We start from the raw sequence: 26,774 nt of genomic DNA, 5'->3' as shown, positions 1-26,774 counted from the left end.
GGGGGCCCGGAATGTCATCGAAGCTGTCCAGAAGGCAGCTCATCGCGGGCGCAGCGGTGGGTTCGGCGGCCGTGGCGGCCCAGGTCGCCGCAGGGAGCCCCGCCTTCGCCGCGTCACCGTCGCCGGCAGCGTCAGCGGCAGCGGCTCCGACCGTCGCGGGTGCCGGAACGGTCCTCGACGCCCCGGGCGCCGTGCCATCGGGCGTCCGCGCCGTCACCCGCGTCGCCTCCTTCCCCGTCGGCTACTCGACGGGCTCCACGATGCTGTTCGAGTCGAAGGCCAACATCGCGAAGACCCTCGACACCATCGTGGCCTCGGGGGGCACCACCGTTCGCTTCGACATCATGTGGATACTCATCCAGCCGAACGACGGCTCGTACACGTGGGGCATCTTCGACTACGCCGTGGCGGAGTCCCGCGCGCGCGGCCTCACGATCCTCGGCATCATCACGACCTGCCCGCCCTGGGCCGCCCTGAACGGCGGCAATGCCGGCGGCACGATGCGACCTGCGACGACCGGAACGTACGCGAAGTTCGCGGGCGTCGTGGCGAAACGGTACAAGGGCAAGATCGCCGCGTACGAGATCTGGAACGAACCGAACGCGCGCATGTACTTCGCACCCGACCCCGACCCGACCTTCTACGGTCAGCTCGTCAGGGCGGCCTATCCGGTCATCAAAGCCGCAGACCCGGCCGCCACCGTGCTCGCCGGCGTCATGGGGCCCGCCTTCGACGGCGACGGGCTGCTCAGCCCGATCACCTTCCTCACCAGGATGTACGCGGCCGGAGCTGCCGGCCGGTTCGACGCGCTCTCGTTCCACCCCTACGACTACACGCAGGGCTTCGCCTCTGCGACCCTCTGGGACAACACCGCGGCCCGGCGCATGATCGAGATGCACGCCATCATGGTCAAGAACGGCGACGGCCTGAAGAAGATCTGGATCACCGAGTACGGCGCCCCGACCGGCACCGGCGGAGTCTCCGAGACACGCCAGGCCGCCCTCCTGCAGAGCTCGCTGCAGTCGTGGGGAGAGGTCTCCTACGCGGGCCCCTTCTACATCTTCACCGTCACCGACATCGGGGGCGAGACGATGGGCGTCACCACCTCGACCTTCGCCCCGAAGAAGTCCCTCGCCACCGTGACGGCGCTGCAGGCATCCGGTCTTCCGCTCACCGCCCGGGGCCAGGCCTTTAAAGACAACGCCGACCCCGCCCTCGGCGCCAGTGTCTCCGTCACGTACCCGATGGGCGGCGGAGCCGTGCAGGAGTGCGAGAACGGCAGCCGCTACCAGACCTCGAAGGGCTGGTTCAGCTCGCCGACGGCCGTCGCGACCCTCGCGCGCCTGTACCAGTTCGTGCCCATCACCCCATTCGCGAACAACTACCAGAACTTCAACAAGACCGGCGGCTTTCGCATCTTCTACACGCCGGCCACCGGCGCTCACTCCGTCGCCGGCGTCATCTTGGCCAAATGGACCAGCGCCCTCGGGGTCGCGACGACCGACGAGTACGCCTACGCCGCCGACGGCAGCCGGGCCAACGACTTCGTGAAGGGCCGCATCGTCTGGTCGGCCACGACCGGTGTAGTGACGGTCACGAAGTTCTGACGGCCTCCCGCGCCGGGGCGGGCTTCTTCTTCTTTCGCAGCGAGCGGATGGCCGGCAGCTCCACGAACCGGTAGCTGAGCGAGGCGACCGCCACCCCGACGGCGAAGACGAGCGCCACGTTCCAGGCCCAGCCGAGCCAGGTGTCTGGCGCGATCCAGTGCAGCCGGTAGAGCACGACCATCACCGGGTAGTGCCAGACGTACAGGCTGAGAGACACGGTACCGAGCCAGAACAGCACCCGGTTGTCGATGAGGCGGGAGACCCGCCATGCTTCGCCGTGCACCGGAATCATCAGCAGCAGCACCAGGCCCGTGCTGAAGAGGGCGAAGAAGGCCCCGATGAAGGTCGAGAAGTACACGAAGCTGATGGCCGACGTCACCAGGCCGACCGCCACGAGCAGCCAGGCGAGCGCACGCACCGACAGTCGGCCGAAGCGAAAGCCGCCCCGTCGGTACCAGACCGAGACCACGACCGCGACGAGCATGCCCCAGCCGAAGTTGTCGGCCCAACTGAAGAAGCTGCGCGTGAACACCGCCTGCCAGGTCGGCCCCCACTGCGCGTCGAGCAGCGAGATGTCGCTCGCCGCGAACCAGACGGCCGAGACGATGCGCGAAGCGAGACCGATGACGATCAGGGCGACCCCCGGCAGGGCCGCCGCGACGACAGGGCGCACCTTCAGTCGGCGGGCGACGAACGCGGCCCCCATGCAGAAGAACGGCAGCAGCAGGTAGAACGTCAGTTCGCCGGTCAGGGTCCACGACGCGCTGATGCCGGTCTGCAGTTCTGACGGAAGGTAGTTCTGCACCAGCGTCAGGTGGGCCAGCACGCTCCACGGGTTCGTGATCATGCCCGATCCGTGGTCGTTGCCCGGCTCGATCGACTCCATCGCATTGGTCACGAAGACTGCGCTGAGGGCGAAGTTCGCCAGCAGGAACGCGACGAGGTAGGCCGGGTACACACGGAAGATGCGGGCGCGAGCATAGGTTCTGAGCGACGGGAGGGGGCGACCATCCAGAATCGCATTCAGGAACGGCCAGTAGATGAGAACGCCCGACAGCACGAAGAACACCACGATGGCCTGGCCGAAGATCTCGATGTGCAGAGTGTTCAACACGTGCGGGTTGTACTGCGCGGTCGCGTGCACGAGCACGACGCAGAAGGCGAGGATGCCCCGCAGCCCGTCGAGCCCGACGAAACGCTTGGGCAGGGTGCTGTTCGCCGGCATCAGCAGCTGTTGGCTCATGGAACGTAGACCTCCCGGCGTTTCGGTGCAGTGCTGGTCGGCAGAGACCGCCCGGATGCGGGCGGGGGCAGGGGGTCGGCCCCGGCCACTCCGAGGTTCATCAGCAGGATCGAGAAGCCCATGGCGAGCGGGGGCATGGTGACCACCGGGAAGTCGAGCTCGAACGCGATGAGCACCAGCCCGATGAAGACCGCCCCCATCATTCCGAACCCGATGTTCTTCGAGCGGAGCCCCCGCACCGACGCGACGACTCCGACGATCAGCAGCACGAGGAAGGCGATCCCGGCGATGATGCCGCCGCGGTAGACCACGAGCAGCGGGGTGTTGGCCACGTGGTTGATCAGGTAGCCGTAGTACGAATCCGTGAACTCCCGGAGCGCCCAGCCGCGACCGAACAGCCAGTGGCCCTCGAGCTGGCCCGGGTAGTTGACGTACGCCTGCAGCCGGTCTTTCGCACCGACGTCGGAGTCGCTGAACGAGCCGGAAAGTCGGCCGGAGATGCTCGGAACGAGCGCGAGCGAGACGAGGCCCGCCCCGAAGATCACCCCGATCACGATTCGGCGGATGGCGGACTGGTTCTGCACCAGCAGCACGACCAGCGCCGCGAAGATCACCGAGAGGATGGCCGACCTGCTGAGCGTCGCAGCCGTGCCGATCGTCAGAACGATCATCGTCAGTGCGCGGGCCACGCCCGTGTAGACGAAGGCCGCCACGCCCAGGGCCATCACGAAGAACAGCCCTGCCGTGTTCGGGTCGGTGTAGAGACCCGTCGCCCGCACGGCCAGTGAACCACTCACCTCGACAGTGCGCACGATGGGGCTGCCGGCCCCTCCGTAGCCGACGAAGGTCAGGCTCTGTACGAAGCTGCCGGTCTTGTCGACGACGCTCAGGATGATCGACAGCACAGCCCCGAGGGAACACCCCACCACGAAGGCGCGGCTCACGGCGATGCGGAGGGTCGGCGACATCCAGACGCCGAGGCAGACGAGAACCGAGGCGAGCGCCCAGCGCACCCACTGGTTGACCGATTCGAAGCCGGTGAAGGTGGCCACCATCGAGAGGAAGCAGGCCGCGATGGTGATCGCCATCCAGAGGGCGATCGTCGACGAACGCCCCTCCCTGCGCCGGGCCGTCGCGTGGCCGAGGCCCAGGATCAGGACGGCGATCGCGAGAAAGAAGACGAGCTGCGTACCCGTTCCCGGCAGCGTGATGAACGGCGAAGCGCCGAGCACGATGCCGAAGAACCAGCAGTAGAGCTGCGGCCGGCGCACAGCGGCGAGCAGCAGCAGGGGGCTGACCAGCACCAGCAGTCCGACCGAGATCGAGATGAACGACCCGATGCGGAGCGTCGCGAAGATGACGAGCGCGCCGAACACCACCGCGCTGGCGACGAGCAGCCGGCGGCGCATCAGGCGAGCCATTCTGCGACAGCGGCGTGCGGCACGCGTGCCTGCCACCGGTCGCGGTTCTGCTCGTAGAGTCGAACGCCTTCGCGAAGCGACGCGTCGCGGTCGAGCAGCAGCTGCCGCGCGGCCTCGACGAACGCGTCTTCGGTGTCGTGCGGTTCGAGCGAGAACATCTCCGACAGCGAGCCGATGGCCGTTGCTGTGGCGACGAGCGGGATGCCGCGGCGGGCCGCATCGAGGATCTTCACCCGAACGCCCCCTCCGGTGCGGAGGGGCGCGAGGATGCCGCGGCTCTCGTTCAGCGCCGCATCGAGGTCGTCGACGAATCCGAGGTCGCGCACGCCGTCGGGCAGCGGGAGGAGCTTCGCCGGCTTGCCGATGATGACGAGCTCTGCATCCGGAATGCCGGCGGCGATGCGCGGCCACCAGGCCAGCAGTTGCTCGTAGCCCTCCTGGTTCGGATTCCACGTGCGGTCGCCCACGAAGGCCAGACGGGGTCTGCCTGCGGTGTGCCCGCGGCGCGGTGCCGGCTCGAGGCTGACGTCGAGCCAGCGCGCGGCGCCGACGCCCCTGGCCCGGTACTCGGCGGCCTCGTCGGCATCGTAGGTGGCGATCGAGCGGGCCAGCCGGGCGATCCGCAGCTGGTCGCGCTCGATGGCAGACTTCTGGGCCCGGCCGACGATGCCGTGTGACGAACTCCACACCGACGACTCCGAGACGACGGAGTTGACCCGCAGGTCGCCGCCCACCCGGGTCGAGGCCGCGAAGGGTTCGGCCATGTACGAGTGGTCGGCGACGAAGGTGTCGGCGTCACTCCGCTCGATGGCGCGGGCGAACCCGGGCACAGTGAACCGGCTGTGCACCAGGCTTCGCCCGGCCCGTGCCGAGTCGAACAGCAGCCGGGCCAGCGAGACCCGCGGCTTCTCGACGAGCGTGTTTTCGCCGCGGGTGCCGGTGGTCGTCGAGAGGGCGATGTAGCGCACGGAGTACGCCTCGGCGGCGAGGTCCATGACGAGGGAGGCCATCGCCATGTCTCCCGTGCGTTCGAGCACCGGGTCTTTGGCGAGCAGGAATTCCAGGGTGCGCGTCATCGGAGGCCCTCCGCGACATCGAGCCGGGCCACCTGCGCGGGCGGCAGGGCACGGTGCACCAGCCGGGTGTACTGGATGCAGACGAACACCTCGGCCGTGACGGCGGCGATGGCGGCGCCGATCGCGCCCGGCCAGCCGAGCACAGCCACCAGCAGCAGGATGCCCGCGCCTTTGATCGCCAGCGCGATGCCGGCGTTCGCGATTCTGCCGGCGTCGCGATGCTGCGTGTAGAGAACCGTGGTCCAGGCGTTGTCGATGGTGCGGAGCCCGGCGAACAGGCTCATCACCAGCAGCACCGCGCCGATCCCGCTCTGCCAGCCCGTGATCAGCAGCACGGCCGCCACGGCCACGGTGCCGACCGTGAAGAACCCGGCGAGACCGACGACGAACCTCGGGCGGGGCCCCGCGGCCGGGTCGCCGCCGCTCTGCCGCAGGCTCACGTGGAAGCCCTGCGCGTAGAGCTGGCCGAGCGTCGACAGGGCGAGCGCGATCTGCGACGCCACGGAGTAGGCGCCGACGGCTTCGTCGCTGGCCAGCAGGCCGAGCAGAACGATGTCGCCCTGCAGGTAGAGGCTGGTGATGAAGGCGTCGCCGAGCAGCAGGAGGTTCTCGCGGAGCCCGCCCGGCAGGCCCGGCATCGTGCCCCGGGCGCGGATCGTCGAGAGCACGAGCACGACCGCATAGGGGGCGAGGTAGATCGCGAGCGCGACCGGCAGCGACGCACCGCTCCCGGCGAGCACCAGGTACAGCGCGGCGAGGGCGATCGAGGCGAACTGCCGCAGAGCATCCAGTCGCATCACGACCACCGGCTGGCCGTTTCGGAGCGGCAGGCTCTTGTAGGCGTTGAACGCCATCTCGCAGCCCGCGACGATGAGCGCGAAGCCCAGCACCAGGATCGCCGGGAAGAGCACGACGCCCACGACCACCAGCAGCACGCCGATCAGCAGCCGGGTCGACCGCTCGTGCTCGTAGTCGTGCTGCCCGACCCGAACGCTCCGAACGACGAAGACGTTCTCGAGCGGTGCGGCGATGATCGCGGCGAACGCGCAGGCCGTCGCGTAGATGCCGTAGTCGCCGAGGCCGAGGGTGGCGATCAGCAGCAGCGTCCAGGCGAAGCCCGCGGCCCGGCCCGCAATCATCCACGTTCCCGCCGCACCGAGGCCGCTGAGGTGACGGAGCAGACCAGCCCGGGGCGACCCGTACCCCGTCGTCACCGCGTCACCCCGGCGAGGGCGCGCTGCCACTCCTCGGCGTAGCGCTCGAAGGCGTTCTCCGTCGTGAGCCGGCGCCGCAGCGCCTCGACGCGCTCGGCCTCGGTGTCGAGCGCGACGTCGTCGCCGAGCAGCGCGGTGACCGCTTCGGCCAGTTCGGCCACGGTCTCGAAGACGAGGGCTTCGTCGTCGAGCCCGGGGTAGCGCGTGGCGACGACCGGGGTCTGGTAAGCCAGCGCGCGGGTGATGGCACTGGATGCCACGTGGGTCTCGGGCCCGTACGAGCTCCGTTTGCCGTACGGCACGATCATCGCCCTGATGCTCGCGAAGAACGCATCTTCTTCGGGCCCCTCGACAGCGCCGAGGATTGTCACTCCGGGCACGGCTGGCAGCGACTCGGTGCCGCGCCCGGCCACCCTGATCTCGATGCGGTCGTCGATCGCCTCGCGCAGTTCGACGAGCCGGTCGAAGCCCTTGCCCCGGTAGACGTAGCCGAACAGGCCGACAGCGAGCGGTCGCTTCGAGAGCGGCGGCAACTGGGGCCGGTCGGGTACCGGCAGAAAGCTCTGCCGCACCGAGTCGTGCGCGAGAACCCGCTCGGTGGCGCGCGCGCCCGAACGGGTGAGGGCGAACAGCAGCACGTCGCGCATGGCCCGGCGCTCGAACCGTTCGAGAATCGGCAGGATCGGGTAGTGCAGCCCGTGCTGCACATACCGGTTGCGGCTGACGAGCTTCGTGCGGAAGGGCAGCCAGACGCTGAGCGGCGCGTCGTGCACGGTGGCGCTCCGAACGCTCGCCCGGGCGCCGATCAGGCCCCAGAACGGCAGCAGCACGCCGCCGCTCTGCTCGGTGTGCAGGATGACCGGGCCCTCTGCCTCGGCAACGGCCCGCCTGATCTCCCCGCGGCCGCGCAGCACGTCGGCCACGCCGTCTGCCGAGGAGCCGCCGTGCCGCACCTCGACGACCCGCGCCAGGCGCTCGCGGGCGAAACGGAGGATGTCGTCGGCGTAGTCGCTGACACCGTTCGTGCCGGTGCGCGGCGCCACATAGACGAGGGTCGCCGTCGACAGGTCGAACAGGGGGGTGTGCTGCACGGCCGAGCCTTCCACTAGTAGAACAGGCGCCGGAACTTCGCCGAGTAGGCCAGCGAGGAGGAGCGCTCGCCGCGCTTGGTCGCCGGTACACCGGCTGCGACATCCATCGCCGCCACGTCGGAGCGCACCAGCGAGCAGGCGCCCACGACGGCGCCGCGCCCGATGCTCACCCCGGGGAGGATGGTGCAGCGCGAGGCGACCCAGGCGAACGAGTCGATGACGACGGGGGAGAACTCGGCGTCGAAGGTGTCGGAGTCGATGATGTGCGTGCCGGTGATGATCTGCGTGTCGCTGGCCAGCACGACGTTGTCGCCGAGCGTGATCGTTCCCCGGGCGTCGAGCAGGCAGCGGAACCCGATGGAGCAGTCCCGCCCGATCACGATGCGGCCGATGTCGAAGACGGTCGTGCCGCGCGACACGGTGCTGCCTTCACCGATGGATGCCCCCCAGAGCCGCAGGGCACCGAGGCGCACGGTGTGCGACGGCACGAAGGTCAGCACGATGTTGTACGCGGCCACCCCGAGCTGCTGCCATTTGGCTGCGACGTTCATCGTCGTGACGGGGTGCGGACCCGCTTCCACACGTCGTCACCGGCGGGTTCGGCGGTCGGCGTGGCCTCGGCGATCGTGTCGAGCTCGACCAGGGCGGGCAGGCGTCGGTGGGAGCGGCTGTGGGGCTGCTCGTGGGCGACCTGCCCCGGCTGTGCGCCGAGGTGCAGCGCCGCCTCCGCCTCGGCGCCCGCGCGATCGGGCATGACACTGCCGTACCCGTAGGTGTAGTACGAGTAGGCGTCGACGCCCCGCCGCGGGAGGAAGTTCGCGGCGATGCCGAGCACCCGGGCATCCACCTGCGAGAGGATCTCGAAGCTCGTCTCGAGCTGCTGCTTCTTCACCTGGGCCGTGCCGACCACCACGATGACGCCGTCGCTGACCCGGCTGAGGATGGCGGCATCGGTCACGGCCAGCAGCGGGGGAGCGTCGAGGATCAGGTAGTCGTACTCGTGGCGCATCGCCGTGACGAGGGTCTCGAACTGCTCGGAGCCGAGCAGTTCGCTCGGGTTCGGCGGCAGGGCGCCGGCCGGCAGGATGGCGAGGCTGGGGAGAGCGCCCGGCTGCAGCACGTCAGCGAGTTCGGCGCGCGAGACCAGAACGTCGGAGAGGCCGACGGCGCCCTCGACGTTGAGGTACTTCGCCGACTTGGGCCGCCGCAGGTCGCACTCGATGTAGAGCACCTTCTTGCCGGTCTGGGCGAGGGCGATCGCGAGGTTCAGCGACGTCGTCGTCTTGCCTTCACCCGGGATCGAGGAGGTGAACAGCAGAACCTGGTGGTTCACCGCCAGGTCGAAGTACTGCAGGTTCGTGCGGAGCGCCCGGAACGACTCGGCGCGCTGGCTCATCATGTCGTCGGCGAAGAGCAGCGGGCGGTCGCGCACCTTCGCCTGCCGCGGGAAGTGCCCGAGGATCGGCAGGTCGGTGAGCCGCTTCACATCGTCGACGCTGCGCACCCGGTTGTCGAAGCCCGAGATCAGAAAGGCGAGACCGATCGCGAGCAGCAGGCCGCCGACCCCGCCCACCACGAGGTAGAGCCAGGAGACCGGGGTCGTGGGGTTCGCTGCCGGGCTGGCGTTGGCGATGATGCTGACGGCGATCAGCGGCTTGGTGCCGTCGCCCGGGTCTTCGATCTGCGTCGTGATGGTGGAGACGAGCTGGGCGGCGACGGCGTTCGCGATGTCTGCGGCCTGCTGGGGCGACGCCTCCGACACCGTCACCTCGAGGATGAGGCTGTCGGTGATCACGTTCGCCGTGACGTGACCGGCCAGCTGGTCGGAGGTGAGCGCCAGCCCGAGCGAGGAGATGACCGGGTCGAGCACCACCGGCTGCACCACGAGGTGCGAGTAGGAGATCATGCGGGACTGCGTGTAGGTGCTGCCCTGCAGCAGGTCGGAGGCGCTGTCTCTGGCCTGCGTCGACACGAAGAGCCGGGAGGTCGACTGGTACTGCGGCGTCGTGACCGCCAGGGCGGCCCCGGCGGCGAGCAGACCGAGAATGGTGAGCCCGGCGATCAGCAGCCAGGATCGCTGGAAAACCCTCAGAACGTCTTCAAGCTGCACTTCTCCGCCTCCCTCACACCCCTCGGATTTGTCTCAGTATTACGCACCTTCTGCGCCGCCTCGGTGAATCATCCTGAGTCCTTAACTCATTAGGGCGAGACCCGAAATTGCCCCCTCGTGCCCTCCCTAGGCTGCCCGTAATTGTCGTACCCGGGGGGTGCCGGTCGCAGCGCGATTGTCGATCTACTGACAGGGAGCGTGCCACATGACCATGCAACTCAATCGGGAAGCAGCCACCGGCTCACCTCTCTCGGTCGCGCATGTCACCGAGAGCCTCGGCGGTGGGGTGGTCACCTCGCTCGCCCGACTCACCCTCCGCCAGGTCGAGCAGCAGATGCGGGTCACTCTCTACTTCACCCGCCGCGATGACACGCCCGCGACAGCCGAGCTGGCGGGCATCTTCGGCACCGGCGTCACCCTGGTCGAGGCCCCGGCCGGCGACACGTCGATGCTGGCGCACGCGATCTGGATCATGTCGAAGGTGCGCGGTGAGATCGCGACGAGTGCCGACATCATCCACTTCCACTCCTCGGTGGGCGGCGCCTTCGGCCGCCTCGCCCTGACCGGCCGCCGCCGCAAGCCGGCCTCGTTCTACTCCCCGCACGGCTTCTCGTTCCTCCGCACCGACTACTCACCTCCCGTGCGCCAGGTGTACCGGGTGATCGAGAGCGTTCTCGGCCGGCACGGCCCCTCCCAGCTCGTTCTGGTCAGCCCCTCCGAGGCCGAGGTGGCCACGCGCGTGCTGAAGATGGCGCACTGCTTCGTCGTCTCGAACGGCGTGGCGCTGGATGCTCTGCCGCACCGCGAGCAGAGGCCGGCCGACGGGCTGCCCATCGTCGCGATGGTCGGCCGCATCGCCTACCAGAAGGCCCCGTGGAAGTTCGCGGAGGTCGCCCGGCACTTTCGCGGTCGCGCGCGATTCCTCTGGATCGGCGACGGCGAGACCGACGAGTTCGCCGCCGATCTCGACGACGCCGGCGTCGAGAAGACCGGCTGGCTCAGCTACCCGGCCGCCATGGCGCAGCTGGCCCGCATCGACATCCTGCTGTTCCTCACCCTGTGGGAGGGGATGCCGCTGGCCGTCATGGAGGCGCAGTCCATGGGCATTCCCGTGGTGGCGTCGAACATCGTCGGCAACGTCGACATCGTCGACGACGAGCGCACCGGCTTTCTCGTCGAATCGGTGCGGGAGGCGATCGACTCGGTCGAACGACTGTTGAGCGAAGAGGGCCTGGCCGAACGCTTCTCTGCAGAGGCGCTGGCGGTACGCGAGAGCCGGTGGAGCGACGTGCACCTGGGCGTCGAATCGGCCGAGCTCTACAGCGGCACGCTCCCGGCATACACCCCCAGCGTACGTGCGGCGCGAAGGGCCATAATCTCTACATGACGCCTTCTTCCCCGCTGAACATCCTGTTCATCTGTACGGGGAACATCTGTCGCTCGCCCCTCGCAGCCCAGCTGCTCGCCGCCGGCCTGGAGTCGGTGGGCGTCACCGGCGACGTCGTCAGGGCGACGAGTCGCGGAACGCACGCCCGGGGCGGCCTCGAGATGGATGCCCTCTCTGCGCGCCAGTCCGTCTCGCACGGCGGCGACCCCTCGGGTCATCACTCCGAACGGCTCACGCCCGCCGACCTCCGCGCGGCCGACCTCGTCGTCACCATGACGCTCGAGCAGCGGGCGTCGGCTGCACGGATGCTGCCGGTCGCCTCCAAAAAGTCGGTGACGCTTCTCGAGTTGGCCCGGCTCGTCGAACACAACCCGGTCGACTCGGCGGGGGAGAGGCGTGCGCCGGCCGAACAGCTCGAGTACCTGCTCAGTCGGCGGAGCGCGATGCCGCCGCCGCGCCGCGAATCGGAGCTCGACATCGCCGATCCCTACCGCAAGTCTGCCGCCACCCACGCGAAGGTGGCCCGGCAGATCGACGCCGCTGTGTCGACGCTCGCCGGGTGGCTGGCGGAGGTCGTGCCGTCGCACGAGGTGCAGGTTGCGCCGGTGCTGCCCGACGCCGTTCCGCTCACCCGGCGGCAGGCGAGGGCGCTGCAGAACATCGACGTCGCGCTGCCCTGACCGCTTGGCGGGTTCAGTGCAGCAGCAGAACCGCAGGCACACCCACGAGCAGGCCGAGGGCGTAGCCCGCGAGCACATCGGTGGGAAAGTGCATCCCGAGCACCACCCGGCTCAGGCCCATCGCCAGAACCACGATGAGAGCGAGCGGCCAGAGCGCCGGGAAGAAGGCGGTGTAGACGATCACCGCCGCCATGGTCGATGCCGAATGCGAGCTCGGGAAGCTCAGGCGGCTGGCGGCGTGCGCATAGACGGCGACGGGCCCGTCGGTTCCCCTCGGGTACCCGCCGGCGGCCTTGAGCGCGTAGACACCGTCGGCCGAGGCCGCGACGCCCGGCCGGGGCCTTCTGATGACCTGCTTGACGGCCGACGAGAGAACCTGGGCCACCGCCACGGCGGCGACGCTGAGCAGCCAGGTCGCCCAGCGATCGTGGTCGACCAGGGCGCCGATGATTCCCAGCACGAGCCAGCCGGCGGCATTCTCCCCGAAGAAGCTGAGCACGCGGGAGGGGGCGACCAGAATGCGACCCAGCCGGGTCTGCTGCAGCCGCACGATGACGGCGATCTCACGGGAGCGGAGGGTAGGCACCCGCCAACCCTATCGCCGGGGTGCGTGCCCTAATATGAGTGCGTGCGTCTCCAGCCCTGTTCGGGGGTAGGCCGGGGTGCCGAAGGGAACCGATGTCTCTCGTTCTGCCCACCGATGTTGAGGGTGTCTCGACCTCTCGCGCCCTGGGTCGGGCCGCGATCTGGGTGAGCAGCGTCTTTCTCGCCGCCACCTTCCTGCTCGTGATCGGTTTCGGCCTCGAGATCCCCCAGGCCGACGTCGCCCTCGCGATCGCGGGGCTGGCCATCGCAGGGCTGGCCGTGGCCTGGGCGCTCCTGGCGTCGAACCCGTGGCTCGTCTTCGGCCTGATGCTCGTCGCCGGCGCCGGCATCTTCCTGTTCACCCTGCAGATCTCGGCGGGCGTCGGCGACGGGTGGCGGTCGGATGCCGCAATCTTCACCATGCCGAAGATCGCCATCACCGTGGTGGGAATCGCGGGCCGCTCCCTGCCGGCCAGCATCGCCCGGTCGACCGTCGGTTTCGTCGTCGCCTCACTGGCCGTGCAGTTCGGCACACGCATCCACGGGCTCGTGTTCGCCTTCGACATTCCGTCGATCGTCACGTGGCTCGGCATCGTTCTCCTGCTCGCCACGCTCTGGTACGGCAGGGCGCGCGCGACCCGTGGCGTTCGCACCATGCAGGTGGCGGCGGAGGTCGAGGAGCGCATCAGTGAACGCGGCCGCATCGCCGCCGAGGCCTCTGCCGCCCTGCACGACACCGTTCTGAACGACCTGCAGGCGCTCGCGGTGTCTGCTCCCGGCCGTCTGCTCGAAGACCACAGGGCCTTCCTGGTGAAGGACATCGCCTCTCTCGCCCATCCCGGCCTGCTGGTCGACGACGTGATGGTCAGGAGCCAGGCGGGAGCGGAGGCACTGCGGAGCTCCGGCCTCGGCACGGTCATCCGGTCGGCCAGGGAGGCGGGCCTCCGCGTGAGTGTGAGCGGTGACCCTGCCCTCCTCCGCGAGCTGGAGGCGCCGGTGCTGCGCGAGGTCGTCTACGTGGTCGGCCGCGGGCTCGCCACTGTGCGGAGGCACTCCGGTGTGACGTCGGCCGAGGTGTCGGTTGCGGCCGGTGCCGGCAGCGTCAACATCATCGTCTCCGACGCGGGCCGGGGTTTCGACCCCCGGCTGCCCGGTACGCACAGCGCCGACGTCAGCGAGGCCGTGCGCCGTCGCGTCGAGGCCGTGCACGGCACGATCCTCGTCTGGTCGGCTCCCGGCAGCGGCACGGCTCTTCTGCTGAGCGTGCCCCGCTCCGAGTGTCCGGTGGGGCGGTGACGATGACCGGGAGCACCGCGCAGGAGATCGATCCCCTGAGCGGGATCACTGCGCGCATCTTCGTGGTCGCCGTCTCCGTCGTCGCGGTGGTGGTCGCCGGCGCGCTGACCGTACTGAACGGCAGCGAGACCTCCTCCTTCGCGCTGGTCGCCCTGGGCCTCGCCGCACTGGTCGCCGCCTTCGCCCTGTTGATCAGGGCAGCCGACCCGTACCGGCGACGAGTCACCCGGGCGGCGTACGGCATCTCGTACGCCCTCGTGCTCATTGCGTGCATCCTCGAATCGATCGGCCAGTCGGGAACCGACACCGACGTGCGGAACGACTGGGGTCCGATCGCCGTCGCCCTCGTTCTGATGGTCTCGGGGTCGTACCGCCCCCCGGGCGAGATCGTGTTGCGCACCCTCGTCGCGACGATCGTCGTGGCCGCGACGACCCTGGTGCACTTCGGTTCCCTGCGCTCGGAGCTGCTCACCTCCCTCACGATGTCGGGGGTTCTCGTCGTCGCGCTCGGCGGGGGAGCGGCGATCTTCTCGTCGTCGCTGATCGCCGGGCTGAGGGCTGACCGGCAGCGTGCAGCCGAGGCGCGGGAACACCGCGATCTTCGGGACCGTCGGCGCGCCATCGAGGAGTTCCTGGGGACCGACACCGAGTCGTTGCGGCGGGAGGTGCTTCCTTTCTTCCGCGAGGTGAAAGCCCGTGACAGCCTGACCGACGCCGACAGGGAGCGCGCAGCCGAGCTCGCCCGAAGCCTGAGGGCGACGCTCGAGTCGAGTCTCGCAATCGAACCCCTCGAACGGCTGGTCGGCCGCTACAGCGACCCCCACGCCGTCGCGCTGTCGTTGACCGACGAGCAGCGCACCGCCCTCCGTACCGTTCTCCTGCACTTCGCGGGCGATGCGGGCCCCGGGGCACGGGCGCTGTCACTGTCGTTCGACAGGGTGGGCGTGCGGATGACCGGGGAACTCGGCGCCGTCTTCAGCGACGGTCGCAGCAACCCCGGGGCGGGTGCATCGCCCTTCGTCGGGCTGATGCAGCTCGCCTTCCAGCGGGTCGACGCAGAGACCGCGGAGCAGTCGCTCACGATCCGCTTCGTCTTCTGAACCGTAGGCTTGTCGTCGTCACCACTCCAGGCAGTGACCCTTCAGAGGCTGACCGCCAGACAGCACCCCCGGCACCCCCCAGCCCGGCACCCCCCCAGCCCGTGACCGCCAGACAGTGAGGCACCATAATGACGACTTTCTCGATAATGACCGTGTGCTCGGGCAACATCTGCCGTTCCCCGCTGGCCGAGGGCCTGCTGCGGGAGCGGCTGCGCGAGATCGGCGACGTCGACCTGTCGAGCGCAGGCATCATCGCGCGTGACGGAGACCAGGTGACCGACCAGATCCTGCAGATCGGCGGCCAGTTCGACGTCGACCTCTCGGCGCACCGGGCCCGGTACATGATCGAGCCGTACGTGGCCGGCGCCGACCTGCTCTTCGCGATGGCCCGCTCGCATCGGCGCGCGATCGTCGAGATGATGCCGAGAAAGGTGTCTGTCACCTTCACGCTGCGCGAGTTCGCCCGGCTGGCGGGCCAGATCTCCGACGAGGAGATCAGTGCGGTCGCCGGTCGTGAGGCCACGACGCGCGACAAGCTGAAGGCCGCCGTCGCCCTCACCGCCTCGCGCCGCGGGCAGTCCGACCCGCCCGCCAGCCCCGACGAGGACGACGTCGTCGACCCGTACCGCCGCGACGACGAGACCTATGCGCTCTCGGTCGCTCAACTCGTTCCGGCCGTCGGCGCCGTGGTGCACATCCTCTCGCTGGCCGCCCGCTCCTGAAAACCGAGTGCCCGGTCAGGGGTTGCTTTTGCGTCTAGCCTGCGAAGGCCGACCGTAACGTGACGGAAACCTGTCAGAGACTGTTCTGACTCGTCACTGTGTCATCATAGGGTCGTGGTGGGTGACCCGTTCGGGTTACAAATGGGAAAGGCTGTGCGCGTGGAACTTCGCGACTATCTCCGTGTTCTCCGAAAGGGATGGATCATCATCCTGGCTCTGGTGCTGTCGGGAGTGGCGATCGGTTCCGTCGTCTCGCTGCTCACCACCCCCATGTATGTCGCGTCGAGCAAGGTCTTCGTCTCCGTGCAGTCGGCCGGCACCGTCAGCGAACTCAGCCAGGGCAGTTCGTTCACCCAGAACCAGGTCAAGAGCTATACCGATGTCGTGACGACCCCCATCGTGCTCCAGCCCGTCATCGCAGAGTTGAACCTGCCTGTCTCGGCCCAGGAGCTGGCGAGTCATGTCACGGCCAGCACCACGACAGGCACCGTCGTCGTCGACATCGCCGTCAGCGACGTCTCCGGGCAGCGCGCCGCCGACATCGCGAACGCCATCGCCTCGAGCTTCGAGAAGACGGTCAGCTCGATCGTGCCCGTCGATGCGGCCGGCTCGAGCCCCGTGAAGATCACGGTGCTGCAGCAAGCCCTGGTGCCCGCAGCGCCGTCGTCACCCAACACCCGCGTCAACATCCTCATCAGTGCGTTGATCGGTCTGATCCTGGGCGTGGCCATCGCTGTGCTGCGCCAGACGCTCGACACGAAAGTGCGGAATGAGCGCGACGTCGAAGCGGTGACGACAGCCCCCATCCTCGGCGGTATCGCGTTCGACCCGAAGACCGTCGAGCGCCCGCTGGTGGTTCAGGATGACCCGCGGAGCCCGCGCGCCGAGTCGTTCCGAACCCTCCGCACGAACCTCCAGTTCCTCGTGGCGCTCGACCGGCCGAAGAGCTACGTCATCACCTCCTCCATTCCCGGGGAGGGCAAGAGCACGTCGTCGGCGAACCTGGCGATCGTCACCGCCTCCGCTGGAACGAAGACCATCATCATCGACGCCGACCTGCGAAAGCCGAAGCTCGCCGAGTACCTCGGGCTCGAGGGGGGTGCAGGCCTCACCGACGTTCTCGTCGGCCGGGTCGAGATGGCCGATGTCGTTCAGCGCTGGGGCACCCACGACCTCTACGTGCTCCCGGCCGGCCGTATCCCGCCGAACCCGAGCGAACTGTTGGGCTCCAATGCGATGATCGCGCTCATCGAGCAACTCGAGGCGGAATTCGACCTGGTGCTCTTCGACGCCCCGCCTCTGCTGCCCGTCACCGACGCCGCCATCCTGGCCAAGCACACGGGCGGTGCCCTGGTGATGGTGGGCGCGGGTCGGGTGCATCGCGGCCAGCTGAAAGGCGCCATCTCGGCCCTGACGAACGTCGGCTCGGGCATCGCGGGCGTGGTCATGACGATGCTGCCGACCAAGGGGCCCGACTCGTACGGGTACGGCCGCTATGGCTATGGCTATGGCTACGGGTACGGGTACGGCGAGGAGTTCGACGAGCCAGGTTCGAACGATCGAAAGCGACGCAGAACGAAAGGCGAGGTCGTCGAACCCGCCAAAGAGTTGACGCCTTCACAATAGGCTGGCTACCGCGGGGCAGTGTTATACATTTGATTCCGAGGATGAGCGTGAGCCGCAGCACGGTTCCGCGCAGTCTGTGGGGGAGCATGATCCAAGAAGAAGTGCCGATCTTGACACAGAACGAGATGAAGGCAGAAGGCGGGACGAAACGGACGAGCCGCGACTGGCGGGTGGTCTATGCGTCGAGGCTGATTCTGAACGACCTGGTGGTCGTGGTCGTGGCTGTCTTCGGTACCCAGTTCCTGTGGTTCGGTGCGAACCTCGTGAAGCCCGCCGTCGCCGGCACCACCAACCTCGTCCTCAGCTACACCCTCGTCTCGCTCGTGCTGATCGCCGCCTGGATGCTGGCGCTCAGCATCTACGGCACCCGTGAGTACCGCATCGTCGGCACCGGTTCTGCCGAGTACAAGCAGATCGCGGATGCCACGCTCCGCCTCTTCGGCCTCGTGGCCATCGTTGCCTTCCTGACCCAGGTCGACCTCGCCCGCGGGTACATCATCGTCTCGCTGCCGCTCGGCCTCATCCTGCTCGTGCTCTCGCGGAGCGTGTGGCGTCGCTGGCTCAGCCTGCAGCGCAAAGCGGGGCTCTACAGCTCGCGCGTGCTGTTGGTCGGTTCGAGCGCCAGCGCCTCGCACATCGCCCGGGAACTGGCCCGCCAGCCCCAAGCCGGCTACCGAGTCGTCGGCGCCTGCGTGCCGAGCGGGCTGGTCGCGGGGTACCTGCCCGACACCGACATTCCGGTGTTCGGCAACATCGACCACCTGAAGGCCGCCATGCTCACCTGCGGCGCTGACACGGTGGTCATCACCTCGAGCGACGAACTGGCGCCCGAGAAGATCCGTGAGCTGAGCTGGAGCCTCGAGCCCGGCCGGCAGCACCTCGTGGTGGCGCCGTCGCTCACCGACATCGGTGGTCCGCGCATCCACACCCGGCCTGTCGCAGGCCTGCCGCTCATCCATGTGGAGACGCCGCGCTACGCGGGCGGCAAGCGGTTCGCCAAGCGCGCCACCGACATCGTGCTCTCGTCGATCCTCATCCTGATCCTGTCGCCCCTTCTCGTGGTGGTCGCGATCGGGGTGCGCCTCAGCACCCCCGGCGACGTGTTCTTCAAGCAGGAGCGCATCGGTTTGAACGGTTCGCGCTTCAACATGCTGAAGTTCCGCTCGATGGTCGTCGATGCCGAAGCCCGGCTCGCCGGACTCGAGAGCGCCGAACGCACCGAGGGCAACACGATCCTTTTCAAGATGGCCAACGACCCCCGCGTGACGCCGATCGGCAAGTTCCTGCGGCGCTACAGCATCGATGAACTCCCGCAGCTGTTCAACGTCTTCGGCGGCAGCATGTCGATCGTGGGCCCGCGCCCGCCGATCCAGCGCGAGGTCGAGCAGTACGAGACCCACGTGCACCGCCGCTTCCTCGTGAAGCCCGGCATCACGGGCCTCTGGCAGGTCAGCGGCCGCTCCGACCTCTCGTGGGAGGATTCGGTTCGTCTCGACCTGTACTACGTCGAGAACTGGTCGATGACGGGCGACCTGCTCATTCTGTGGAAGACGGCGAGGGCCGTTCTTGCCTCGGAGGGCGCCTACTAGTGGTGGCTCGCGCAGGCATCTTCCGGCACAACCTGTTCGTACCCTCCGAGACGTTCATCCGCGCCCAGGCCGGCGCGCTCTCGCGGTACTCGCCGACCTTCATCGCCCGTCGCGCCATCACCGACCGGCCGGAGGGGGTCGACGCCGTCGCGCTCTCCTCCCGCGTGGGCACCGTCGGCGATGCGCTGTACGGGATGACCGGCACCTCCCGCGCGCTGAACCGCCTGGTCGCCGAGCAGAACCTCGACATCGTGCACGCTCACTTCGGCCCCGACGGCCTCTACGCGGTGGGGGCAGTGAAGAGTGCGAAGGTGCCGCTCGTGGTCACCCTGCACGGGCGGGACGTCACCGTCTCGAAGCAGGCGCTCATCGCGACACGTCGCCCGATGGCGGTCAACTACGCCCTGCGGCGGCTGAGCCTCGGCACGCACGCCGAGCTGCTGATCTGCGTCTCCGACCAGATCCGCCAGAGCGCGCTCGCGCTGGGGCTGCCGGAGAACAAGCTGCTGACGCACTACATCGGGGTCGACACCGAGCTGTTCGCCGTCGCGCCGTGGCCGAGGCCGCCGCAGATCATCCATGTCGCCCGCCTCGTGGAAAAGAAGGGCACGGCCGACCTCATCTCGGCGTTCGCCGCGGTGGCCGGAAAGCATTCAGACGCGACCCTCCGCATCATCGGCGACGGGCCGCTGATGGAGTCGCTCGTCGCGCAGGTCGCGACGCTCGGCCTCACCGACCGCGTCGTGTTCCTCGGCCGCCAGTCGGAGGAGGCCGTCCGCCGCGAGATCGGCGCATCGCGCATCTTCGCCCTGCCCAGCGTGACTGCGGCGAACGGTGACAGGGAAGGCCTGCCCATCGCGCTCGTCGAGGCGATGTCGCTCGGCACCGCCGTCGTCTCCACCCGGCACTCGGGCATTCCCGAGGCGGTGTCGACCGATACAGTGGGAATACTCGTCGCGGAGCACGATGTCGATGGCCTCGCGGCGTCGCTCGACCACCTGCTCGGCGACGAAGTGGCGGCCAGGGCGCTGGGGCTGGCAGCGGCCGCCCATGTCGCCTCGAACTTCGATCTGGTGAAACAGACCCAGAAACTGGAGTCGTTGTACGACTCCGCGCGGTGAACCCCGACCCAATGAAAGTGGAGCAGACGTGAAAATCGGCGTCACCAATGCAGTTCTGTCGAACACCGGCGATGCCGCGATCTTCGAGGCCATCGGCGATGCCCTGGCGGCAGCCCTGCCGGGCGAGAGCCTGACCGTGATCGCCTTCGACTCGAACGCGGCCGTCACCTCGAAGCTCTACCCCAACTGGAAGATCTTCCAGCAGCTCACGGTCTCGCCCCCGCGCGAACCCGCCCGCCTGCGCAACGTGCTGCAGCGGGTGCGCCACGCTCTCGTTCGCCGCGTCATCGACCGCAACCCGCTGCTCATGCGCGCGCTGAACCTGCCGTTGGTACGGTCGAGTCGCTTCAGCACGAGCCTCCGCGAGCTCCGCACCTGCGAGGTGATCATCTCCAGCGGCGGCACCTACCTCGTCGACCACTACAACTTCTCGCCGCGCGTGCTCGAGTTCCGGCTGGCGAAGTCGTACGGCAAGCGCATCGTGCTCTGGACCCAGTCGCTCGGCCCGTTCACCCGCGAGCGGTCGGAGGTCGCGATCCGCCAGGCCTCCGAGCTGATCGACGAGGTCTACTTCCGCGACGAGCGTTCGGCCGCTTCCTGGAACCGGCTCGGGATGAAGGAGCTTCCGCGCGAGGTCGTCTCCGACTCGGTCTTCGCCCTCGCGGTGCCGGAGGCCCCCGGGCATCCCGCTCGAGAACAGGGTGCGAAGCGCGCCATTCTGAGCGTGCGCGAGTGGTCACGCGGGGTCGACGGCGAGCTCGACACGACCGCGGGCTACGAGGCCATGATGCGCGCCGGTGCGAACCGGCTGTCGTCGCTCGGCTTCAGTGTGTCGGCCCTCTCGACGTGCCAGGGCGTGCCCTCGTACTCCTACGACGACTCCGAAGAGGCCGCCCGCATCTTCGCCGGCACGCCCGTCGATGTGAACACGGGATTCCACCGGCCGCTCGAACTCGTCGACGAACTGCTGGCGAGTGAACTGGTCGTCTCGACGCGCATGCACCTCGCGATCCTCGCGCTGCTCGCCAAACGGCCGGTGATCGCGATCGCCTACGAGTTCAAGACCCTCGAACTGTTCCGCTCGATCGGGCTCGGCGACTTCGTGGTGAAGATCGAAGACGCCTCACCCGAGTGGCTCGAGAGCCGCATCGAGATGCTGGCCGCCGACCCGTCGCTCGCCGTGCTCCCCGACGACGCACTGCTCGAACTGCGCAGGTCGGCCAGCGTGCCCGCCGAATCGTTCGCCCGATCGCTCGCCGGGGGTACCAGGCCGTGAGCCGGGCGCCGGGATCGGCCACCGACTACTCCTACGACGACGCTCCGGGCGGATCCGGCTCGACCAGCGTGCGCTGGAACGCGATCGCGCTGGTGGGGCGGCAGGGCATCATCCTGGTCGCCTCGGTCATCCTGGCCCGTCTGCTCGGCCCGACGGCGTACGGCATCGTGGCGCAGGCGAACGTCTACATCGCGCTCACCACGCTGCTGCTCGACCAGGGGCTCACGGCCGCCCTGATCAGCCAGAAGAAGATCACCCGCGACACGGCTGGTGCTGCCGCGACCGTGAACCTCGGCCTCGCCGTGGTCTTCATCCTCGTCACTGTTCCGCTCGCCGGGCCGGTGGCGAGCTTCCTCAACACGCCTGAGCTCGTCTCTGTGCTGCCCGTGCTGGCGCTCGGGCTCATTCTGAAGTCGATCGCCATCGTGCCGCGCATGCTGCTGATGCGCACGCTCAACTTCAAGTCGATCGCCTACTCGGATGTCGGATCCGCGGTTCTGGGCGGCGTGCTCGGCATTCTCGCCGCACTGCTCGGCTTCGGCTACTGGGCCATCGTCGTGCAACTGGTGGCCAGCGACCTGCTCGCGGCGATCATCCTGTACGTCGCGGCCCGCCCGCCCCTGCCGAACCTGCGGATGCGTGCCCTCGGCGATTCCATCGGCTTCGGCACGCGCGTCTTCATCGGCAACCTGATCGCCTTCGCCTCGCGCAACATCGACAACGTGCTGGTGGGCAAGTTCTTCGGCTCGCAGCAACTCGGCTACTACTCTCTCGCGTACAAGGTGCTGCTGACGCCGATCCAGATGGTGGGCCAGGTCGTCACCCGCGTGCTCTTCCCCGCCATCTCGCGGGTGCGCGACAACCACGCCGAGGTGTCGCGGCTGATCCTCCGCAGCACCCGCGGCATCAGTTTCATCGCCTTCCCCCTGATGGCCTTCATCGGTGTCTCGGCCGAGGACACGATCGGGTTCTTCCTCGGGGCGTCCTGGCTGCCGGCAGTGCTCGTTCTGCAGGTGCTCTCGGTGACGGGCGCGCGGCAAGCCGTCACGGCCGTGAATGCGCCCGTGCTGCTCGGCCTGAACCGTTCCGACATCCACCTCAGGTTCAACATCGCCGCAGCGATCGTGCAGATAGCCGGGATGATCGCCGGGCTGCCGTGGGGCATCGTCGGTGTGGCCGTGGGCTACACGATCGCCGGCATCCTGCTCACGCCGGTGATCTTCCACCTGCAGAAGAAGCTCGTCGGAATGGGCTACCGCAGCCAGCTGGGAGCGATCGCACCGGCCTTCCACGCGTCGCTCTGGGCGATCATCCCGTACGCCCTGCTCTACCTGGTGCCGATGCTGCCGATCGTGCGCATCGTGGTCGGCGCCGTCATCTTCTTCGCGGTCTTCGCGCTCGTGATGCGCGTCGTGCACCGCCGGGTGTGGAAGTCGCTCGTGGCCGACGGTGTGAGCCTGCTGCCCAAGCGCGCGCGGCGCTGAGCGCCGGCTGCAACTCGGCTAGTCTGGGTCTTGCGGGCAGGGTGGCCCGTACATGACTTGGGGAGTCTTCGATGGCAAGCGCACAACCTCGTTCGGAACGGTCGGGAAGCCGGCTGAGGACCGAGGTTCCGAAGCGGTTTGACATCCAGGGAATCCGCGCGGTTGCGGTACTCCTCGTTTTGTTCTACCACGTCGGTTTCCAGCCGCTCGTCGGCGGCTTCGTAGGCGTCGACGTATTTTTCGTCATTTCGGGGTTCTTGATCACCGGCAGCTTGCTTAAGGAGCACGAACGCAAGGGGCGAATCTCGCTCAAGGAGTTCTACACCCGGCGAGCGGCTCGCATTCTGCCCGCCGCAACGGTGGCCCTTGTCTCCGTCCTGGGACTCACTCTTCTCGTTCTCCCCATGACTCGGTGGGTGGCAGTGGGTCGCGACGCTGTCGCGAGCTCCTTCTACGTCATGAACTGGGTGCTGGCAGGGAGTTCCGTCGACTACCTTGCCCGGGATCAGGCACCCAGCCCGCTGCAGCACTATTGGACGTTGTCCGTCGAGGAACAGTTCTACCTGTTCTGGCCTCTCTTGCTCATCATTGTGTTGTTCCTCGCCAAACGGCGGGCGGCATCTCGCGCAAAATTGTTGGCCATCGCCTTCGTTGTTGTCGCGGTGCCGTCTCTCGGGTGGTCGATCTACCTCACTTCTACTGATCCGGGGCCGGCCTACTTCGTCACAACGACACGCGTCTGGGAATTGGCCATCGGCGCCGGTCTAGCGATCTTTCACGGGCATCTCTCTGTCGCACCCAGAATCTTTGCAGCGATCGTCGGCTGGCTCGGGGTTGTTGCCGTCCTCGGATCGGCTCTGCTCTACACAACGGCGACGCCGTTCCCGGGGTATGCGGCGCTCGCACCGACTCTCGGTACTGCGGCGATCATCTGGGCCGGACCGATCGCGGGCAACCGCGGCCCGGCCGTCGTCCTCAGCTTGCGCCCGATGGTCTGGATCGGAACCATTTCCTACTCGTTGTACCTGTGGCATTGGCCGATGCTGGTGCTGGCAGCAGCCGTGTTCGGCACGCTGAGCCTCCCTCTCGCCCTCGCTGTCGGTGCCTTCTCCGTGATTCCGGCGTGGCTGAGCTATCGCTTCGTGGAGACGCCCTTCCTCAACTGGTCCAAGTCGAGCTACGCATCGGACGGCGCCCCCCTGAAACTCGGTTTGATGACCTCACTTGCTTCGATTGTCGCAGCGCTCCTCATTATTATCGCGGTGCCTTTCGTTCCTCCTCTAGAGGAGAACTCTGCTGCCACCGTTGTGAAACCAGTCGCGACGGACGCGCCGCCCGCGGTTGAGCGTGGTGCGGAGTTGCTTTTCGATAATCCGTCTATGGACCTCGCCGTGAATTCTTTCTCGAGCATCGATCCCACCCCTGTGGCCGCGTCGACGGACTTGCCGCGCAACGCCTGCCTTCAGGACAGTGAGTCGACGACAGTCAGAGGCTGCGCCGTGAAAGGCGGCGACGCAGGGCCGAACATCGCGCTGGTGGGAGATTCTCACGCCGCTGCGTTCTCCCCGGGTCTGGCGAAGGCTGTTGCGCAGGCTTCCGGAACACTCACGACCTACACCAAGGCGTCCTGCCCGTTCTCGACCGCCACGGTTGTGTTGGACAAGGGCCCCTACGACTCGTGTACTGAGTGGGGGGCAAAGGTCACTGCCCAGCTTCTTGCAGATCACCCGGATGCGGTCTATGTCGGTACAGCTCGTTACATCGTGGCGGGTTTCGGCACATCGGACAATGAAGAGGCGCGCGACCGCCTGGCTGCCGGTTTTGCCACCGCCTGGAAGCCGCTTCTGGATGCGGGTATTCCCGTCATCTCCATTCGCGATTCCCCGCGCCCCGACACTCTCATCCCTGATTGTGTCGCGAAGAACACGACGACTCTTTCATCCTGCATGTTTTCAAAGAAGGACACGCTCCGCGAGAACGGTGCCGAAGTGAGGGCAGTCGCTCTTGCGCCGGGCTCGACACTTCTGGATCTCACGCCCGCGATCTGCCCGGGCGATCTTTGTCCTGCAGTGATGGACGGACTTCTGATGTGGAGGGACGGTAACCATCTCACAGCGACCTTCTCTGCGACTCTCGACAAGTTCTTCGCCCAGTCCTTGGCGACCCTGCCGACAGATGCGCTGTCAAATTCCACACCATCGCCGGCGGCAGCCCCGTAGGGGTCGGCGGTCAGACGGGAAGCGGGCGGGTGATGCGGGAGGTGAGGTCGCGCGTACCCGTCTCGATGTTCTGGAATTCGACCTGACTGGGGAAGTCAGAGAACTTGTAGGAGCCGATGCGCAGCTTGGGGGCGATATTCCTGCGATAGCCCATCGCGACAGGTTTGTCGATGATCTGCGTACCATCAAGCCAGAAACCGAGGTATCCACCCCCCGTGTCGGAGAATACGGTGTGAAGAACCACTCTGTGCCACTCGCCGGGAACATATGGCCACGGCCCCAGTTCGACGGTGGTGATTCCGGCCGGCGTGCTCTTTCCGGCCAGCACCGGCACGCCGTTATCGGTCCGATAGTGAAGCACGAAGCGATTGTTCGTCAGCTGCTCGAAAGCGAGGTCGGGCCCAAGCTGACTAGAGTCTCCTGTCTTGTTTCTCACGTACCGGAATTGCATCAGAAGCGCCTTCCTCGCAGCCGAACTGTCTGAGAGAGTCGTCATCGCACGTACTGAGAACGCCGTCCAAACGTGCTGTCCGAAGCCGACTGATTTGCGGAAGCCGATCTCCGACCGAGACGGCACAGGCTCAGAAGGTAACTCGCCGATATACACACCCTTGTCCGTTGTGAAGGATAGGTACGAGAGACGGTTTGAATCGAATGCGGCAGATTCGATAGGGGGAGCGTCAAGCGTGGCGAGCGGGTAGGCGTTGTCATCCTCCGGAGCGGGACCCGACGACGTCGTGACGAGTCCGGTTGCCCGCCCGATGCGGTTGGGAGACTCGACGCGTGACTGACCGGCCGTGTTGTTGATGTTCATGAAGAGCAGCGGCGTCCATGCCGTGGGCGACAAGCTGCTCATCCATCCCGACGTCCAGCGCGATCGCGCGATGAACAGCAACTCGCGTACCGTTACGTCTGCCGTCGCACCCAGGACCGTTTTGACGTCGATCTGAGTGGCCGTAGACGAGACCATGACGCTTTCGGACGCCCAGCCGAACTCGTCGGTTCGAACAAGGAGGTAATACTCGCCTGCGGCCACCGCAGGCTTCACCAACAGGTTCTTCACGGGCACGGTCGTACGCGAATACTTCGGTGCTGCGTACCGAATGCCGATGCGTGGAACCGCTGGTTCAGCAATGACCGAGATGTTTGAGATGTCGATGGTGGCCGACTGGTTCGCGGCCGCACTGCCCGCAAGCGCCATGAAGACGATGCGGTACTTCTCTGTTCCACCGGGCGGGGCCACGAGCCGCACAATACACCGCATGCCCGCCTCCTCCTGGGCATTGTAGGCACGCTGGTACAGGGTCGTGCCGTCGCTTCGAAGAAGCTGCACGAGGATGCTGGCATTCGGGTCGCCCGTAAGGGAGACAAAATCCGCGTTGAAGGACAGAAGCACGCTCTGCCCAGGGGCCACGACTCCTGTCTGCGTTCTGACCCCGCCGAGATACTGCGTGGAAGCCGTGGTCTTGCCGGTGTACCTGATGGAATCGCCGGTATACGAAACGAGGGTCTTGGGCACTGATGAACCGTGCCATTCCAGCCCGATGGGGACGGTATTCGTGGCAGGGTCGCCGGCGTGGAAGGGGAGAAACGGCCCCATCATGTTGGTGCCGCCGGGCGACATGAGACCATCGCCCGATACAAGCGTACCGATGGTCTTCGAGACACCGTAGCTCGAGGCTACCCTGGTCTGAAAATTCACATAGACAGCGCTAGCCTTGATCACCGCTGAGTTGACCGTCGTTGCGGCTACTGCGCTCTCCGCTCCGGCGAAGACGGAATTAAGACTCAAGGAAGCACCGAGACCGAGTGTGGCCCCCGAAAGGAGAAACCCCCGCCGGCTGACCTGCTGCTTGAACGCTTTTCTGGTATTCACGAGCATCTCCGAATCATTTGACCCTCTTGAGGGCGTGACTGCGGAAGAGCT

At 67.4% G+C, this 26,774-nt stretch carries 21 protein-coding genes; 12 read left to right on the top strand and 9 right to left on the bottom strand.

Features of this window, described 5'->3' with window-relative positions:
• The first annotated feature begins 11 nt into the window (after window positions 1-11).
• Window positions 12-1,607: a cellulase family glycosylhydrolase gene (locus C5B96_RS09805; RefSeq protein WP_158507159.1), complete on the top strand. Its 1,596-nt coding sequence runs from the start codon at window positions 12-14 to the stop codon at window positions 1,605-1,607.
• Here the strand turns inward: C5B96_RS09805 and C5B96_RS09800 are convergent.
• The 7 genes from C5B96_RS09800 to C5B96_RS09770 are packed head-to-tail and all read right to left on the bottom strand — an operon-like array spanning window position 1,594 to window position 9,762.
• Window positions 1,594-2,850 (bottom strand): acyltransferase, encoded by a 1,257-nt coding sequence (locus C5B96_RS09800; protein WP_104245181.1) that lies wholly within the window; start codon window positions 2,848-2,850, stop codon window positions 1,594-1,596. The genes C5B96_RS09805 and C5B96_RS09800 overlap by 14 nt on opposite strands.
• On the bottom strand, window positions 2,847-4,259 hold the full coding sequence (locus C5B96_RS09795; RefSeq protein WP_104245180.1) for a hypothetical protein: 1,413 nt from the start codon (window positions 4,257-4,259) through the stop codon (window positions 2,847-2,849). Before C5B96_RS09795 ends, C5B96_RS09800 begins: the two co-directional genes overlap by 4 nt.
• Window positions 4,259-5,347, bottom strand: coding sequence for a glycosyltransferase family 4 protein (locus C5B96_RS09790; protein WP_104245179.1), 1,089 nt, complete (start codon window positions 5,345-5,347; stop codon window positions 4,259-4,261). The genes C5B96_RS09795 and C5B96_RS09790 overlap by 1 nt, the downstream gene beginning before the upstream one ends.
• Complete coding sequence (locus C5B96_RS09785; RefSeq protein ID WP_104245178.1) at window positions 5,344-6,561, bottom strand: hypothetical protein; 1,218 nt, start codon at window positions 6,559-6,561, stop codon at window positions 5,344-5,346. The genes C5B96_RS09790 and C5B96_RS09785 overlap by 4 nt, the downstream gene beginning before the upstream one ends.
• Complete coding sequence (locus tag C5B96_RS09780) at window positions 6,558-7,652, bottom strand: glycosyltransferase (RefSeq protein WP_146078143.1); 1,095 nt, start codon at window positions 7,650-7,652, stop codon at window positions 6,558-6,560. Before C5B96_RS09780 ends, C5B96_RS09785 begins: the two co-directional genes overlap by 4 nt.
• Before the next feature lie 14 nt (window positions 7,653-7,666).
• Window positions 7,667-8,203, bottom strand: a complete 537-nt coding sequence (locus C5B96_RS09775; RefSeq protein ID WP_146078142.1) for a DapH/DapD/GlmU-related protein — start codon at window positions 8,201-8,203, stop codon at window positions 7,667-7,669.
• Window positions 8,200-9,762 (bottom strand): polysaccharide biosynthesis tyrosine autokinase, encoded by a 1,563-nt coding sequence (locus tag C5B96_RS09770; protein WP_104245175.1) that lies wholly within the window; start codon window positions 9,760-9,762, stop codon window positions 8,200-8,202. Before C5B96_RS09770 ends, C5B96_RS09775 begins: the two co-directional genes overlap by 4 nt.
• A 205-nt stretch (window positions 9,763-9,967) precedes the next feature.
• Between C5B96_RS09770 and C5B96_RS09765 the strand changes: the two genes are divergently transcribed.
• Entirely contained in the window at window positions 9,968-11,149 is a 1,182-nt protein-coding gene (locus tag C5B96_RS09765; protein WP_104245174.1) for a glycosyltransferase, read from the top strand.
• The gene (locus C5B96_RS09760; protein ID WP_104245173.1) at window positions 11,146-11,829 is read left to right on the top strand and encodes a hypothetical protein; all 684 of its coding nucleotides are present in this window, start codon (window positions 11,146-11,148) and stop codon (window positions 11,827-11,829) included. The genes C5B96_RS09765 and C5B96_RS09760 overlap by 4 nt, the downstream gene beginning before the upstream one ends.
• A gap of 13 nt (window positions 11,830-11,842) precedes the next feature.
• On the opposite strand, the gene C5B96_RS09755 is transcribed toward C5B96_RS09760, so the two are convergent.
• Window positions 11,843-12,415: a phosphatase PAP2 family protein gene (locus C5B96_RS09755; RefSeq protein ID WP_104245172.1), complete on the bottom strand. Its 573-nt coding sequence runs from the start codon at window positions 12,413-12,415 to the stop codon at window positions 11,843-11,845.
• A 92-nt stretch (window positions 12,416-12,507) separates the two neighbouring features.
• Between C5B96_RS09755 and C5B96_RS09750 the strand changes: the two genes are divergently transcribed.
• From C5B96_RS09750 to C5B96_RS09710, 9 genes are all read left to right on the top strand, one after another.
• The gene (locus C5B96_RS09750; protein WP_104245171.1) at window positions 12,508-13,710 is read left to right on the top strand and encodes a sensor histidine kinase; all 1,203 of its coding nucleotides are present in this window, start codon (window positions 12,508-12,510) and stop codon (window positions 13,708-13,710) included.
• Between the two features lie 2 nt (window positions 13,711-13,712).
• Window positions 13,713-14,810, top strand: coding sequence for a hypothetical protein (locus C5B96_RS09745; protein WP_104245170.1), 1,098 nt, complete (start codon window positions 13,713-13,715; stop codon window positions 14,808-14,810).
• Between the two features lie 128 nt (window positions 14,811-14,938).
• Complete coding sequence (locus C5B96_RS09740; protein ID WP_104245169.1) at window positions 14,939-15,532, top strand: low molecular weight phosphatase family protein; 594 nt, start codon at window positions 14,939-14,941, stop codon at window positions 15,530-15,532.
• Between the two features lie 159 nt (window positions 15,533-15,691).
• Window positions 15,692-17,158 carry a polysaccharide biosynthesis tyrosine autokinase gene (locus C5B96_RS09735; protein ID WP_104245168.1) on the top strand — a complete coding sequence of 489 codons (1,467 nt, stop codon included), beginning with the start codon at window positions 15,692-15,694 and terminating at the stop codon, window positions 17,156-17,158.
• A gap of 110 nt (window positions 17,159-17,268) precedes the next feature.
• Entirely contained in the window at window positions 17,269-18,747 is a 1,479-nt protein-coding gene (locus C5B96_RS09730; protein ID WP_369826461.1) for a sugar transferase, read from the top strand.
• Window positions 18,747-19,868 (top strand): glycosyltransferase, encoded by a 1,122-nt coding sequence (locus C5B96_RS09725; protein WP_158507158.1) that lies wholly within the window; start codon window positions 18,747-18,749, stop codon window positions 19,866-19,868. The genes C5B96_RS09730 and C5B96_RS09725 overlap by 1 nt, the downstream gene beginning before the upstream one ends.
• A gap of 28 nt (window positions 19,869-19,896) precedes the next feature.
• Window positions 19,897-21,144 carry a polysaccharide pyruvyl transferase family protein gene (locus C5B96_RS09720; protein ID WP_104245165.1) on the top strand — a complete coding sequence of 416 codons (1,248 nt, stop codon included), beginning with the start codon at window positions 19,897-19,899 and terminating at the stop codon, window positions 21,142-21,144.
• The gene (locus C5B96_RS09715) at window positions 21,141-22,628 is read left to right on the top strand and encodes a lipopolysaccharide biosynthesis protein (RefSeq protein ID WP_158507157.1); all 1,488 of its coding nucleotides are present in this window, start codon (window positions 21,141-21,143) and stop codon (window positions 22,626-22,628) included. Before C5B96_RS09720 ends, C5B96_RS09715 begins: the two co-directional genes overlap by 4 nt.
• A 71-nt stretch (window positions 22,629-22,699) precedes the next feature.
• Window positions 22,700-24,847 (top strand): acyltransferase family protein, encoded by a 2,148-nt coding sequence (locus tag C5B96_RS09710; RefSeq protein ID WP_104245163.1) that lies wholly within the window; start codon window positions 22,700-22,702, stop codon window positions 24,845-24,847.
• Between the two features lie 10 nt (window positions 24,848-24,857).
• Here the strand turns inward: C5B96_RS09710 and C5B96_RS09705 are convergent, their stop codons facing one another.
• Window positions 24,858-26,729: a heparin lyase I family protein gene (locus tag C5B96_RS09705; RefSeq protein WP_104245162.1), complete on the bottom strand. Its 1,872-nt coding sequence runs from the start codon at window positions 26,727-26,729 to the stop codon at window positions 24,858-24,860.
• Window positions 26,730-26,774 lie beyond the last annotated feature (45 nt).

Origin of the sequence: Subtercola sp. Z020 (genome assembly GCF_002931235.1) — a bacterium.
Lineage (GTDB): Bacteria > Actinomycetota > Actinomycetes > Actinomycetales > Microbacteriaceae > Subtercola.
The sequence above is the reverse complement of the archived record's forward strand: the minus strand, read 5'-3'. Positions and strand labels throughout refer to the sequence as shown.

Excerpts from the sequence above, each read along its gene's own strand:
- C5B96_RS09765 (WP_104245174.1), top strand. The coding sequence starts at position 9,968 with ATGACCATGCAACTCAATCGGGAAGCAGCCACCGGCTCACCTCTCTCG.
- C5B96_RS09805 (WP_158507159.1), top strand. The coding sequence starts at position 12 with ATGTCATCGAAGCTGTCCAGAAGGCAGCTCATCGCGGGCGCAGCGGTG.
- C5B96_RS09740 (WP_104245169.1), top strand. The coding sequence starts at position 14,939 with ATGACGACTTTCTCGATAATGACCGTGTGCTCGGGCAACATCTGCCGT.
- C5B96_RS09790 (WP_104245179.1), bottom strand. The coding sequence starts at position 5,347 with ATGACGCGCACCCTGGAATTCCTGCTCGCCAAAGACCCGGTGCTCGAA.
- C5B96_RS09710 (WP_104245163.1), top strand. The coding sequence starts at position 22,700 with ATGGCAAGCGCACAACCTCGTTCGGAACGGTCGGGAAGCCGGCTGAGG.
- C5B96_RS09800 (WP_104245181.1), bottom strand. The coding sequence starts at position 2,850 with ATGAGCCAACAGCTGCTGATGCCGGCGAACAGCACCCTGCCCAAGCGT.
- C5B96_RS09795 (WP_104245180.1), bottom strand. The coding sequence starts at position 4,259 with ATGCGCCGCCGGCTGCTCGTCGCCAGCGCGGTGGTGTTCGGCGCGCTC.
- C5B96_RS09750 (WP_104245171.1), top strand. The coding sequence starts at position 12,508 with ATGTCTCTCGTTCTGCCCACCGATGTTGAGGGTGTCTCGACCTCTCGC.
- C5B96_RS09760 (WP_104245173.1), top strand. The coding sequence starts at position 11,146 with ATGACGCCTTCTTCCCCGCTGAACATCCTGTTCATCTGTACGGGGAAC.
- C5B96_RS09775 (WP_146078142.1), bottom strand. The coding sequence starts at position 8,203 with ATGAACGTCGCAGCCAAATGGCAGCAGCTCGGGGTGGCCGCGTACAAC.
- C5B96_RS09745 (WP_104245170.1), top strand. The coding sequence starts at position 13,713 with ATGACCGGGAGCACCGCGCAGGAGATCGATCCCCTGAGCGGGATCACT.
- C5B96_RS09705 (WP_104245162.1), bottom strand. The coding sequence starts at position 26,729 with ATGCTCGTGAATACCAGAAAAGCGTTCAAGCAGCAGGTCAGCCGGCGG.